The sequence below is a fragment of the Pseudidiomarina aestuarii genome (assembly GCF_048263735.1).
GTDB lineage: Bacteria > Pseudomonadota > Gammaproteobacteria > Enterobacterales > Alteromonadaceae > Pseudidiomarina > Pseudidiomarina aestuarii_B.
On the sequence record NZ_JBLXDX010000001.1, the window covers coordinates 661,509 to 674,907 of the forward strand.

Sequence of the window (13,399 nt, forward strand, 5' to 3'; positions counted from 1 at the left end):
CAATGCCAATAATGAGCACTCTACGGCAAAGATAAAAAACCCGCCACAAAGGACGGGTTTTGACAATCAAGAACACCAGATTAATGGTGAGTGGCTACACCGGAACCACGCGGGTAACGGATAGATTCCACTAAATCTTGGGTAGCTTGTGGCGCATCACCAGTCATCTTGTGCACAATCAGTGCCACAATGAAGTTGATGATCATACCGACAGTACCGATACCCTCTGGCGAAATTCCGAATAACCAGTTATCTGGAACATTCGCTGCTGGGTCCACGAACTTGAAGTAGATGATATACGCCAGGGTAAACACGATACCGACGACCATACCCGCAATCGCACCCGAGCTGTTCATCCGCTTATGGAAGATACCCATAATAATAGCGGGGAAGAAGCTCGCGGCTGCAAGACCGAACGCGAAGGCGACCACCTGCGCCACGAAGCCGGGCGGATTGATCCCGAAGTAGGTGGAAATGGCGACAGCAACACCGGCGGCAACACGCGCCCAGAGTAGTTCCTGTTTATCGGTAATGTTCGGGGTCAAGGTTCGTTTCAGTAAGTCATGTGACACCGATGTCGAAATTACCAGCAGCAGACCTGCTGACGTCGACAACGCTGCGGCTACACCACCGGCGGCAACCAAAGCCACAACCCATGCCGGTAAGTTGGCAATTTCAGGGTTTGCAAGAACCATGATGTCGCGGTCTACCGTCATTTCGTTGCGGTCATCACCTGAGTAGAACATGCGACCGTCGTCGTTCTTATCTTCCCACGAAATCAAGCCGGTTTTTTCCCAGTTTTTGATCCACGACGGTGCTGCTTCATACTCAACACCCTGCAAATCAGGACCGTTCACCGTATTAATGAGGTTGGTTTTCGCAAACGCTGCAATAGAAGGTGCAGTCAGATACACCACAGAAATGAACACCAATGCCCAACCTGCAGATAAACGTGCATCCGATACTTTGGGTACCGTGAAGAAGCGCACGATAACGTGCGGTAAGCCCGCCGTACCGACCATTAATGCACAGGTAATCGCGAACATATCGATTTTACTGCGCACACCCTCGGTATAAGCGGCTAAGCCGAGCTGCTCTGACAACCCGTCAAGCCGTTGCAACAAATACTCACCACCTCCGGGCACACCCTCGGCAATAGTCGCACCGAAACCTGTTTGCGGCAGAATATGGCCCGTCATATAAATGGATATAAAGATAGCGGGAACCAAATACGCAAATGCGAGTACCACGTACTGGGCAACCTGCGTGTAGGTAATCCCTTTCATTCCACCCAAAACGGTGTAGAAGAAAACAATCGCTGCACCAATGTAAACACCGGTAGCAATATCTACTTCCAAGAAGCGCGAGAACACCACACCCACACCGCGCATTTGTCCGGCAATGTAGGTAAAGCTAATGATAATCGCACACAATACCGCAATGGTACGCGCCGTCTGTGAGTAATAACGGTCACCAATAAAGTCAGGTACCGTAAACTTACCAAACTTCCGTAAGTACGGCGCCAAACACATGGCTAATAAAACATAACCACCGGTCCAGCCCATCAAATAAACGCTACCGGCATAACCCGCAAACGCAATAATCCCCGCCATCGAAATAAACGATGCGGCGGACATCCAGTCTGCCGCTGTGGCCATCCCGTTCAGGACCGGATGAACACCACCACTGGCTACGTAAAAATCATTCGTAGAGCCGGCTCGAGACCAAATCGCGATACCAATATAAAGCGCGAAGGTCAGGCCGACGATAATAAACGTGAGAGTTTGAATATCCATGCTCGTCGCCCCTACTCTTCGTGAACTTCGTATTTGTTATCGAGCGCCGCCATGCGATTCACATATACGAAAATCAGCACAACGAATGTCAGAATCGACCCTTGCTGAGCAAACCAAAAGCCCAGTTTGAAGCCGAAAAAGGTAATTTGGTTGAGTACATCCGCCAAAATAATGCCAAAGCCATACGACACGACGAACCAGACAACTAGTAACTTCAATACTAGGCTGATGTTTTCGCGCCAGTAGGCTTTTGCGAGTTCTTCGCTTTTAAAAGCCATACGCCCTCCAGGTTGTTCCGTTGTTATTGTTTGGGTCACTATGCAATCTAGTCGGCAACCCGCCGCACAGAAATAAGACATTGGTCTAAGAGAGCTAAGGAAAAGTAAAAAGTGAATAGTGAACAATGAATAGAAATGCTACAAAAGGCAGGTATGAAGGTGTATTTACAATTCACTGTTCACTATTAACTGTTCACTAGGGTTTTGTTATGACTGCTGTGTTGGTTCTGGTATCACTGGCTTATATCGCACTGCTGTTTGCTGTGGCGCATTACGGCGACAAGCCCAATACCTTTGCCAATCGACTCAGCTATAAGCCACTGGTGTACAGCATGTCGTTGGCAATCTATTGCACCAGTTGGACCTACTATGGAGCGGTGGGGAATGCCGCCTCGTCGGGCTGGGCCTATATTCCTATCTTGCTCGGGCCGTTTTTATTGTTCGTGTTTGCGTTGCCGCTGATGGAGAAATTGGTCTCAGTCAGTAAACAGCAAAATATCACCTCGATTGCCGACTTTATTGCGTCGCGCTACGGCAAGCGCCAGCGCATTGCCTTGTTTGTGACGCTGATAGCAGCGCTAGCCACCATTCCTTATATTGCACTGCAACTGAAAGCGGTCGGTCTCACCTTTGTGGTATTGACCGACAACACCTCCGCATTCACCGAACTCTCCATTAATGAGCTGCTAGCAGCTGCACTGATGGCCGCTTTTGCCATGTGGTTTGGTACTCGCCATATTGAGGTCACCGAATATCGCAATGGGATGATTTTGGCGATTGCCTTTGAATCTTTGATCAAGCTGGTGGCGTTAGTGGTTGCTGCCGTATTTGCGTGGCATTTATACAGTTCAGTGGGCTCGGAGCAGCTGTTCCAGCGGCTTGCCAACCCGCCTTCAGAGGCTTGGTCATGGCGAGCGCTGCTCGAATTTGATTTTATTGTGCAGACCTTTATGGCTGCGGGCGTTATTTTGTGTTTGCCGCGCCAGTTTCATGTCGCGGTGGTCGATAACGTCAATGTAAATCACCTCAAGACCGCGCGCTGGGGCTTCCCGTTGTATCTATTGATTATCGCCGTTGCGATTGTGCCTATTGCGGTCAGTGGACAATTTTTCTTTGGTGACGGCGTTGACGGCTCGACCTTCGCGCTGCAATTACCGATGATGAATGACCAACCCTGGTTAGCGGTGTTCATCTTTATTGGCGGCTTTTCCGCAGCGACAGCTATGGTCATCATTGCCTCGGTGACACTCAGCACCATGATCACCAATGACGTGATCATGCCGTTCATTTTGCAGCGTCGCAGCCAGTTCCCCTTTACCGGCAGCGCGCCTATTGGTGTGCTTGCCGACACGCGCAGCTTCCAAGGCCGCCTACTCCTGATCCGTCGCGTCGCCATTGGCGTGATCATGTTGCTGTCTTATCTGTGCTACTACTTCTGGGCCGCAAATACTGGGCTCGTCAGTATCGGCTTGTTAGCCTTCTCGGTCGTTTTGCAGCTGCTGCCCGCGGTACTCGGTGGCCTTTATTGGCGTCGCGGTCATGCTCGTGGCGTCTATGTGGGCCTAGGTGTAGGCCTCATAGCGTGGTTATTTGCGGTGGCAGTACCCATGTACCTGCCCCATCAAATTAGTGACACCAGCATCATTACACAGGGCACTGTGGTCAGTTTGGTCGTCAATACCATTGCCTACATTGTTTTCTCGTTGCTCGCTCAGCCGCGCCTCGTGGACCGCATCCAAGCCACCGCTTTCGTGAAGCCGCGCTCGACCCTACAAGAGCACACCATAGGTCGTCATCACCAAGCCACCAATGGCGACATGCTGCTGTTATTACGAACCTTCCTCGGCGAACAACGCGCCAGCCAGCTACTGGAGTTTTTTGCGGCGTCCGAACGCGGTATGAAAATTACCGAAGCCATGCGCGAAGATGTCGCCAAGCGCGAATTCATCGACTTTGTAGAGCGGTCACTCAGTGGCGTACTCGGTGCCGCCACCGCACGTTCACTGGTTGAAGCGGCGCTGCGTGATCGCCGGCTGCATCTGGAAGAGGTTGTTCACTTCTTTGACGACACCACTCAAGCTCTGCAAACTCAGCAGTCCATCCTGTTCAGCTCACTCGAAAACCTTGCCCAAGGTATTTCCGTAGTCGATGCTGAACTGCGCTTAGTCGCTTGGAATAAACGCTATTTAGACCTGTTTGAGTACCCGGAAGGCATGGTCAAACCCGGACAACCGATCGCCACCTTGATTCGCTACAACGCCGAGCGCGGCGAATGTGGTCCTGGCGAAATTGATGAGCTTGTTGCCAAGCGATTAAATTACATGCAGATGGGCTCACCCCATCGCTTTATTCGCCGTCGCGGTGATGGCCGCGTGATTGAAATGGTCGGTAATCCACTCCCCAATGGTGGCTTTGTAACGTCATTTACAGACATCACCGAGCACGTAGAAACGGCGCAAGCACTAGAAGAAGCGAATATCGACCTCGAACAACGCATCAACGTGCGGCAGCGCAAAATACGTGAAATCAATAATGAGTTAACGGAAGAAATCGAACGCCGTCGCAAAGTTGAAGTCGAGCTGAAACAAGCAAAGCTCGAGGCGGAAGAAGCGAACGCTTCCAAAACTCGTTTTCTTGCGCTGGCCAGCCACGATATTCTGCAGCCACTCAATGCCGCACGTTTATATTTGTCAGCCGTTGATGAGACCAGCCTGACGCCAGCCAATGATCAACTGCTGCAGAAGCTGGATACGGCGCTCGCCTCTACTGAGCATTTGCTGTCGACGCTCCTGCAAATCGCCAAAATGGATCAAGGTGCGTTGCAACCCACATTCCGCCATGTGCGCTTGGATACCATACTGCAGCCGCTGATCCACGAGTACAACGTGTTGGCGCAGCAAAAGCATATCCAGTTTAAGGCGCGCTTGCAGGATAGCGTGGTACTTACCGATCCCACATACTTGCGCCGAATCATTCAAAACTTTTTGTCGAATGCTATTAAATACAATAAAGAACACGGCAAAGTTTTGCTGGGTGTGCGGCGCCGCGGTGAGCAATTGCAAATTGCCGTCTGGGATACGGGTCCAGGCATCACCTCACAGCAACAGCATCGTATTTTTGATGCCTTTTACCGCGGCCAAAATACTCGCGTGGAAGGCGTGGGGCTGGGACTATCGGTCGCCAAACGGATGAGTGAGCAACTACGCTGTGCACTGAAACTCCAAACGCGTGAAGGGTTTGGCAGTTGCTTCTCGGTGACCGTACCGCTGGGCAATGCCGAGTTAATCGATGAGCGCCCACCCACCGAAACCGCAAGTTCGCCTACGGAACGTCTCCTGCTTATTTGTGTGGATGACGACCAAGAGAACCTAGCTGCACTGCGCGCACTGTTGGAAAAGTGGAATTGTGAGGTAGAAACCTTCTGCACCAGCGATACCGCTTTAGCCTATGCCCGCACGCATGAGCGCCCAGATGGCCTGCTACTGGATTATCAGTTGGGTGATGACGCTCACGATGGACTCAGCCTGTGCCGAGCCCTACGTGAGCAATGGGGCGATTCCGTGCCAGCAGCGTTGGTTACTGCCATGCGTGACGACAACTTGCGCCGGCAAGCCCGCGAACAACAGTTACACTTTCTCGCCAAGCCGGTCAAACCTGCTGCGCTCAAAGCACTCCTCAAGCACATCCAGCAACGTCGCGGCTAACCGCGACGCTGTTGGAGCAAAACGGCTACATAGTCTCGGTGGGTAATGCGCGACAAACGCCACCTTGTAGACTCAGCTTCGGCTCTGGGATAACTTCACAGGTGCCCATCATTTGTTGTTCTTCATTTAGCCAGCGGCGCAATTCGGTGTACTCTGCTGCCATCGCTTCAATAGTGTCCGCGTCAACATTTTCGGTCGAATATGCAATGTAATACTCGGGGCCGCCACAAGGCCGAGCACCCACTTCGAGCATGCGACATTGGCTCAAGTCGGTAGCTGCCGCAACACCAACCATACTGCGAATCGCGTTATTCATCTCAGCCAGTTTCGCGCTCGCTTGCTCGGCATCCATCTTATCCAGCGCGGTTGCTTCCGCCTCAACAATCTGTTCTTGCTCGGTGGCTTGCTCAAGCGATTTTTCGGGCTGTTCACTGCACCCGAGCATCAGTGCGCCGGCTAGCAAAACAGCAGTAGTACGAATGATTCTTTGCATCTTTGGTCTCCTTTCAAAAAAAAGCCCGCAGTGCTGCACACCGCGGGCTGTGTTCATTCACTGTTGCTTAGCTTACGCTAGGCGACGGCGGCGCAGCAAGGCTAATGGCAGTACCAGTAGCGCTACAATCCAACCGAATGCACCACTCGATGGTTTCGGCTCTAACCGAACCTGCACACTGGCAGTATCGGTTAAATCACCATCGCTCGCAGTCACAGTAAAGGTCACTGTAGTCGCTTCATCAACTTCTGGTGACGTGAAGGTCACGCTAGCACCTGAAGTAGAGCTGAGTGATACCGACGTCGTGCCTGATTGTGCCCAAGTGTAAGTCAACGCATCACCGTCGGCATCTTCAGACGTTGAAGCAGACAACGTGATGGTCTCACCTGGCTCAGCTGACACCGCTGAAGTAGTCGCTGCAGCTTCTGGAGCTTGGTTGAACAACTCGAAGCTCGCAGTTGCAGTTGCTGTTGGACTTCCGGCAGCATCGACTGCGCGATATTCAACTACCGCAGTACCGACAAAACCATCATCCGGCGTAAATACCAAGTTAGTACCATCAAATGCTGCTGTACCACCAGCTTCTGCTTGCGAGACGATTTCGAGTGTTAAGTCACCATCAACATCAAACGACTGCACTGCTGCCGCTGAATAGCTTTGATCACCTGAGCTGACTTCAGTTAACGTCAACACGTCTCGACCAGAAGTATTCAGAACGGCTGCAAGGTCAACTGTTAATGCATTGTTCTTCGCACCACTGACTTGAGCGGTAATCGCTTCACCGATAGTATCGACTTGTAAGTCATAGTCGATTTCTACAGCAGCTTTCTCACCACTGCGAGTAAAGGCACGATACGCAGTTCCTGAAGCAGGGACAGCACCTTCACCATCGTAGTACAACTGCGTACCAAAGGTACCGTCGAGAGACTCTACCCCAACCGTTGCGAATTCAGGTGAAGCCGGAATGTCGATGTAGTTAAAGTAAACTTCATCTGATGCCAGTTTCAACCACACTGAGAAGGTATACTGGTTGGCATTTTCATCACCCACTTCGTCAAACAAACGAGCATTGACGTATTCCCAGACGAACCATTGGTCCGCACCAGCATTCAATACACCGTAACGAATTTCACTGCCGGCAATACCACCAACAACAAAGTCAGCCCATAATGGTGCCATGACGCCCTGAGGTGGTGCCTCATCAGGAATTGGCATATTGATAAAGCTAGAAGCCATTGCGCCCGTTTGTGAATTCGGTGCAATCACGCCGTTCATCGTTAGGGTAACGGTATTCACCGTTTGGCCATCAACAATAATCCCACCGAAGTTTGTCAACGGGAATGTATACACTTCTTCATCACAACCGGCAGCACAGAGTGACGAGCCGATACCGGCTGCTGCTAATGACAGACCTGCAAATGGGAAGCTTGCTGAAGTATCAACATAACTCTCATTCGCCTCATCGGTTTGTGTACCTGTCCAGACAATGGTTGAACCGTCATCACTCAAACCGAATTCAGTGGCCGTTGCACGCGTTTCCGCTGCATTCACTGAACCTTCCACGACAGCCGCGCCTTCTGGTACTTGTACTGTGACCGTTACCGGCTCACCAGTGTTACCTAAAGCACCACGTGCAGTCATGGTGTATGGCGAACCAATCACCGCGTCACCCGCAGTTTGACCTACGCTGACAATGGCAGGGTTATCTGACTTGGTTGCATACACAGCAATTGGCATACGCAGGTCACTGCTATTACCACTGTTCTCTAACAGAACCTCACCGAAGTACCAGCCGTCTTCTGCAAAACGAGTATCTACGGTCAATTCAAATTCAGCGGTACCATCTGCGGCAATGTCGACATTCGTGACATTTAATTCAGCCGTAACATTAGCATCACGCATAGCCACTGAGGCTGTCCAGCTAGAAGCTGCACCACTGATGTCGGTAATCGTGCGGTCAAACGTACAAGTAATCGCACACGACACATTGGCAAACGACGCCTTATCAACTACTACAGCCACATTGGCTGCCGCAGCGATATCCATCCGGCCAGCACCTACATCAAACGGATCGCTTGGCGTTTGTCCGTCTTGCTTGATAATGCCACCAATGCTCGACGTCATAATAATTGACTTCAGTTGGTCTGCATCAAGGTCACCGTATACGTCTTTCAGCAATGCTGCGGCACCCGCAACATGCGGAGCTGCCATAGACGTGCCGGTCATGGTCATCAAGCCACCGGTGGTGCTTGCAGACAGGATGTTCGTACCCGGTGCAGCAATATCAGGTTTCAAGAAGTTCGGATTACCATTCGGCCCACGAGAACTAGAGTTCGCCATTAAATCAGCAAGCTCTGGATAGACCTTCGCTTGAGCTGGCGTAATCACCGCCTCATCACCCGGAGACCAAGCTGCTAACACAGCCTCGCCATCGGCTTGCGAAATAGAGAAGCTCGGTAACGTTGAAGCACCGACATTCATGATTAATGCTTCTGGTGCGTTGTTGTAGAGCAACATACCGCTCGCACCGGCGTTATCGAGGTTGATTGCTTTTTGTTCAAATGAACATTCGCCGCGTTGAACGAGCACGAGTTCACCGTTAAAAGCACCTTCTGCAAAAGCGTTACAAGCCAAAGCATTCGCTTCATCGACCACAATAGTTGCGGTCAATTCAGCAACAAAGTCTTCTTCAAGGAAGGTTTGGCTGCCTTCAGTGACATCAATATCGGTCAAGCCAGATACGCTAAGTTGATTAACGAAGTCACGGCCATGCGTGGTATTGGCTACCGATAAACCGTCTTCAATACAACTCGGGCAGCCAATGGTCATTTCACCTGGGCCTGAGTTACCAGCAGAAGTCACGGTTAAGACGCCCGCGGCGTTAATCGCTTCGAAAACAGGTTTGTAAGCACTATCTTCTGGTGCGGTACCAGCACCGCCACCCCATGAGTTGTTGATAACATCAGCGCCATCAGCCAACGCATCTTCCAATGCTGGAATCAACATGGCGTTGGAACCGCTACCGATATTGTCGGTGTTACGGAACAACGCTTTGTAAGCCATCAAGTAAGCACCCGGTGCCACACCCGATACGTTCACCGCAGCGCCACCAATAGTCGATGTCACTGGGTTACCCACAGCGGTACCGGCTACGTGCGTACCATGTCCACCCACATCTTGTGGCGTCAGGACTTCATCGGGTAGCGTTTCAAAGGTCGGATCGTAATAGCGCGCGACAATTAATTTATCGTTACAGAACGTCGCATCGACCGCTGCACAATAGTCATCATCGGCTGCTGGCTCGGTCAATGGCGTATGACCATTGTTTGCGAACATTGGATGAGTCGGCGTAATACCGCCATCAATAACCGCTACCCTTACGCCAGCGCCGGCTGACGCTTGGCCACCTAACACCGACCACACTTCAGGTGTATTCAACAAGTCAATGGATGCGTCCATTTGCGTATACATCATTTCGTTTTCGAATACGCGCTTCACACCAGGAATGTTGGATAATTCAGCTTTTGCATCTACTTTGCCAGGCAACTTCACGACCATACCATTCATGGTAAGGCTTAAATGGCGGCTGACCTGAAGCTCAGGGAATTTTGCCTGCATTGCAGACATGACTTTGCGCTGTTCTTGCAACAAAAAGTCTTGGTAATTTTTAGCAGCTGGCAAGCTTGCATCGAATTGCTCTAAGCCATTTGCTTTGGCTGAGCTAGGTGATAAACCGGCAATGCCGCCGTTATATAAAGTGGCTGCTGGAGCTTCCAATTGCACAATGTAATAAGTCGGAAACTCTCGTTGAAGCTTCGTGCGTTCAAACTTCTTCGCTTCCAACACAGCGCGATCACGCTGTGGAACCGGTTGATCTTGTGCCGGCGTGAGTTGCTGCGCAACCACCGAACCGGACGCTAAGGTCGACGCAATCGCGACCGCCAGTACTTGCTTGCGCGCGGTGAACGCGGGCAGCAATGAATGAACTGCTTTCATGTTTATTAACCTCTGGTTACTTACTTCATTATTCTCATGAGTCGTGCTTGCTCATTCAGTCCTGTGAATAAGACTGAATCGACTTGTTATTTTTTAGTAATGAGCAATGAGAATGTAGCACGCATATGACCACTGACACACGAGCTTAGGTAAGGTTTTACACAAGGGGTTGTAACGAAATGTAACCGTTGTTAACAAATCATAAGAAGTGGCGAACCGGCCAAGTTGTCTATTTTATTTAGTTTACAGGAGCTTCCAGTTGTAATCGTTCAGCTAACAACACAGCTTGAGTTCGACTGTAGACACCCAGTTTGCGGAATATTGCGGTAATGTGGGCTTTCACCGTGGCTTCGGTAATATTGAGTTGATAAGCAATTTGCTTATTTAACAAGCCTTCATGCAGAAGATACAAAACTCGATATTGTTGCGGGGTTAAATCAGCAACTTTACGAGCGATTTCTTGGTCTTCTGCAGTCAAGTTGTCTAAACGACCACGAACGGATTCAGGTACCCAACCATCGCCTTGCAGAATTGCATCAATAGCTTCGGCAATTTGCGCCGACGGAAGTGATTTAGGAATAAAGCCAAGCGCTCCAAAACCAATGCATTTAGCCACAACAGCCGCATCTTCACTACCAGAAATGACCGCGACGGGCAGTAAGGGAAAGTCTTCGCGAATGCGAATCAAACCATAGAAATCACCACTACCCGGCATGTGCAGGTCCAGTAACAATAAGTCGAGGTCATCATCCTCAGTAAGAGCGACAAGCGTGGAATCAAGATCACCGGCTTCCCGTAATTCAAGTTCGGGATAATGCGTCGCGAGCGCGCCCTGCAGCGCCTCGCGAAACAACGGATGATCATCAGCAATTAAGAATTTAGCCATAATCCCATCACTTGCACTGGCAAGTCCTCGATAGTGCGCATAGTTGCGCTGTCGCCCTACTTATTAAGACGATTTTCAATCAAGGAATCTACCACACTTGGATCGGCAAGCGTAGAAGTATCACCGAGGTTTTCAAACTCATTGGCAGCGATCTTGCGCAGGATTCGGCGCATGATTTTACCCGACCGTGTTTTCGGTAGATCAGGAGCCCAATGAATGAAGTCAGGCGTGGCTATGGGGCTCAGCTCGGAGCGCACCCAATCGCGAACCTCTTTAGTCAGTTCAGCCGTGGCTTCAGTACCTGACATCGCAATAACATAAACATAAATACCCTGCCCTTTGATGTCATGTGGATAACCGACCACTGCAGCCTCAGAAATGGCCTTGTGCTCCACCAGCACACTCTCGATTTCCGCCGTGCCTAATCGATGCCCGGACACGTTTAGAACATCGTCAACCCGACCCGTGATCCAGAAGTAATCATCTTCGTCACGGCGCGCACCGTCGCCAGTAAAGTAACGATTCTTATAGGCTGAGAAGTAAGTTTGCTCAAACCGCTCGTGGTCACCCCACAAGGTTCGTGATTGGCCTGGCCATGATTCGTTAATGACCAAGTTGCCTTCTACTGCACCACTGAGCTCATTCCCCTCTGCATCCACCAACGCTGGTTGAATACCAAAAAAGGGTCGCGTTGCTGAACCGGGTTTCAAATCAGTCGCTCCCGGTAAAGGCGTAATCATGATGCCGCCGGTTTCAGTTTGCCACCACGTATCCACAATCGGGCAACGGCTATCACCAATGGTTTTGTAATACCACTCCCAAGCCTCGGGGTTGATCGGTTCACCAACACTACCCAGCGTTCGTAATGACTTGCGGGTGCTAGTCTCAGCCGCAGCGGTGCCTTTCGACATCAAGGCGCGAATAGCCGTCGGCGCGGTATATAAGATATTAACGCCGTGCTTATCGACAATCTCACCAATACGCCCAACACCAGGATACGTTGGCAGGCCCTCAAACATCAGCGTCGTTGCACCATTTGCTAAGGGTCCGTAAACAATATAACTGTGGCCGGTAATCCAGCCCACATCAGCTGCGCACCAGTAGACGTCGTCTTCGTGGTAATCGAAGACATACTCGTGGGTCATGGATGCCCACACCAGGTAGCCACCAGTAGTATGCAACACGCCTTTAGGTTTACCGGTAGAACCTGAGGTGTAAAGAATAAATAGTGGGTCTTCGGCGTTCATGACTTCGGGCTGGCACTCAGTAGCGACGTCTTTGACCAATTGGTCGAGCCACACATCACGCGGCGCCTCAAACGCCACATCTGCATGCGTTACTCGACAAACCACGACATGATTCACAGAAGGACAACGATCATTCTTCAGGGCTTCATCGACGTTTGCTTTCAGTGGTGTCGTTTTGCCACCACGACGCCCTTCATCGGCGGTAATCACTACTTTGACACCGCAATCATTCACGCGGTCAGCAATAGCGTTTGGTGAGAAACCACCAAAAATAACGGTATGCACCGCACCAATGCGCGCACAAGCTAACATCGCGTACGCCGCTTCAGGCACCATCGGCATGTAAATTGCCACGCGGTCGCCCTTCTCCACACCAAGCTTTTTCAAACCATTCGCAAACCGCGACACTTCATGGTGCAATTGCTGATAGCTAATCTCTTCACTCACATTCGGGTCGTCGCCTTCCCAAATAATCGCGGTTTTATCCGCGCGCTCGGTCAAATGCCGATCGACACAGTTGTAGCAGGCATTCAAAGTCCCATCTTCGAACCATTTGATACTGACATCACCCGGCGCGAAGCTGGTGTTCTGGACCTTCGTATACGGGCTAAACCAACTGATTCGTTGGCCATGCTCTTGCCAAAAAGCATCGGGGTTGCTGATGCTTTCCTGATACATGGTGAGATAGGTGTCGTTATCAATATGCGCTCGCGCCTTGGCATCGGCGGGAACCTTGTGAACCTCATGCTGCATACAACCTCCTTCATGAGTGAAAAGTAAATAGTGAACAGTGAATAGACAGTGAATAGTGAACGGTGAATAGTGAATCGAATGCGCCAAACACCAATCACATGCGCATGTTCTTGTTTCCTATTTCCTGTTCACTGTTCACTGTTCACTGTTCACTATTCGCTGTCGGTTAACTATTCACTATTTACTGGCTTTTAGACCATTAGACCATAGTCTAGATTGATTAATGACTCCATCCCAACGATGCTT

General features: G+C 50.7%; 7 protein-coding genes. 1 reads left to right on the top strand and 6 read right to left on the bottom strand.

Going from position 1 to position 13,399, the window contains the following annotated elements; genetic code table 11:
• Window positions 1-80 precede the first annotated feature (80 nt).
• Window positions 81-1,796 (bottom strand): sodium:solute symporter family protein, encoded by a 1,716-nt coding sequence (locus tag ACN0S4_RS03115; protein ID WP_417656252.1) that lies wholly within the window; start codon window positions 1,794-1,796, stop codon window positions 81-83.
• An 11-nt stretch (window positions 1,797-1,807) separates the two neighbouring features.
• On the bottom strand, window positions 1,808-2,074 hold the full coding sequence (locus ACN0S4_RS03120; RefSeq protein ID WP_417656253.1) for a DUF4212 domain-containing protein: 267 nt from the start codon (window positions 2,072-2,074) through the stop codon (window positions 1,808-1,810).
• Window positions 2,075-2,283: 209 nt separating this feature from the next.
• Between ACN0S4_RS03120 and ACN0S4_RS03125 the strand changes: the two genes are divergently transcribed.
• Complete coding sequence (locus tag ACN0S4_RS03125; protein ID WP_417656254.1) at window positions 2,284-5,778, top strand: PAS-domain containing protein; 3,495 nt, start codon at window positions 2,284-2,286, stop codon at window positions 5,776-5,778.
• Window positions 5,779-5,803: 25 nt separating this feature from the next.
• Here ACN0S4_RS03125 and ACN0S4_RS03130 read toward each other — a convergent pair whose 3' ends face one another.
• The 4 genes from ACN0S4_RS03130 to acs form a co-directional block, all read right to left on the bottom strand.
• Window positions 5,804-6,271, bottom strand: coding sequence for a hypothetical protein (locus tag ACN0S4_RS03130; RefSeq protein WP_417656255.1), 468 nt, complete (start codon window positions 6,269-6,271; stop codon window positions 5,804-5,806).
• A gap of 72 nt (window positions 6,272-6,343) precedes the next feature.
• Window positions 6,344-10,267 (bottom strand): S8 family serine peptidase, encoded by a 3,924-nt coding sequence (locus ACN0S4_RS03135; RefSeq protein ID WP_417656256.1) that lies wholly within the window; start codon window positions 10,265-10,267, stop codon window positions 6,344-6,346.
• A 238-nt stretch (window positions 10,268-10,505) separates the two neighbouring features.
• Complete coding sequence (locus ACN0S4_RS03140) at window positions 10,506-11,153, bottom strand: response regulator transcription factor (protein WP_417656257.1); 648 nt, start codon at window positions 11,151-11,153, stop codon at window positions 10,506-10,508.
• Window positions 11,154-11,209: 56 nt separating this feature from the next.
• Window positions 11,210-13,153: an acetate--CoA ligase gene (gene acs / locus ACN0S4_RS03145; RefSeq protein ID WP_417656258.1), complete on the bottom strand. Its 1,944-nt coding sequence runs from the start codon at window positions 13,151-13,153 to the stop codon at window positions 11,210-11,212.
• Window positions 13,154-13,399 lie beyond the last annotated feature (246 nt).

What these genes read in the sequence shown, in the direction of transcription:
- ACN0S4_RS03115 (WP_417656252.1), bottom strand. Translation starts at nt 1,796, where the DNA reads ATGGATATTCAAACTCTCACGTTTATTATCGTCGGCCTGACCTTCGCG.
- ACN0S4_RS03120 (WP_417656253.1), bottom strand. Translation starts at nt 2,074, where the DNA reads ATGGCTTTTAAAAGCGAAGAACTCGCAAAAGCCTACTGGCGCGAAAAC.
- ACN0S4_RS03125 (WP_417656254.1), top strand. Translation starts at nt 2,284, where the DNA reads ATGACTGCTGTGTTGGTTCTGGTATCACTGGCTTATATCGCACTGCTG.
- ACN0S4_RS03130 (WP_417656255.1), bottom strand. Translation starts at nt 6,271, where the DNA reads ATGCAAAGAATCATTCGTACTACTGCTGTTTTGCTAGCCGGCGCACTG.
- ACN0S4_RS03135 (WP_417656256.1), bottom strand. Translation starts at nt 10,267, where the DNA reads ATGAAAGCAGTTCATTCATTGCTGCCCGCGTTCACCGCGCGCAAGCAA.
- ACN0S4_RS03140 (WP_417656257.1), bottom strand. Translation starts at nt 11,153, where the DNA reads ATGGCTAAATTCTTAATTGCTGATGATCATCCGTTGTTTCGCGAGGCG.
- acs (WP_417656258.1), bottom strand. Translation starts at nt 13,153, where the DNA reads ATGCAGCATGAGGTTCACAAGGTTCCCGCCGATGCCAAGGCGCGAGCG.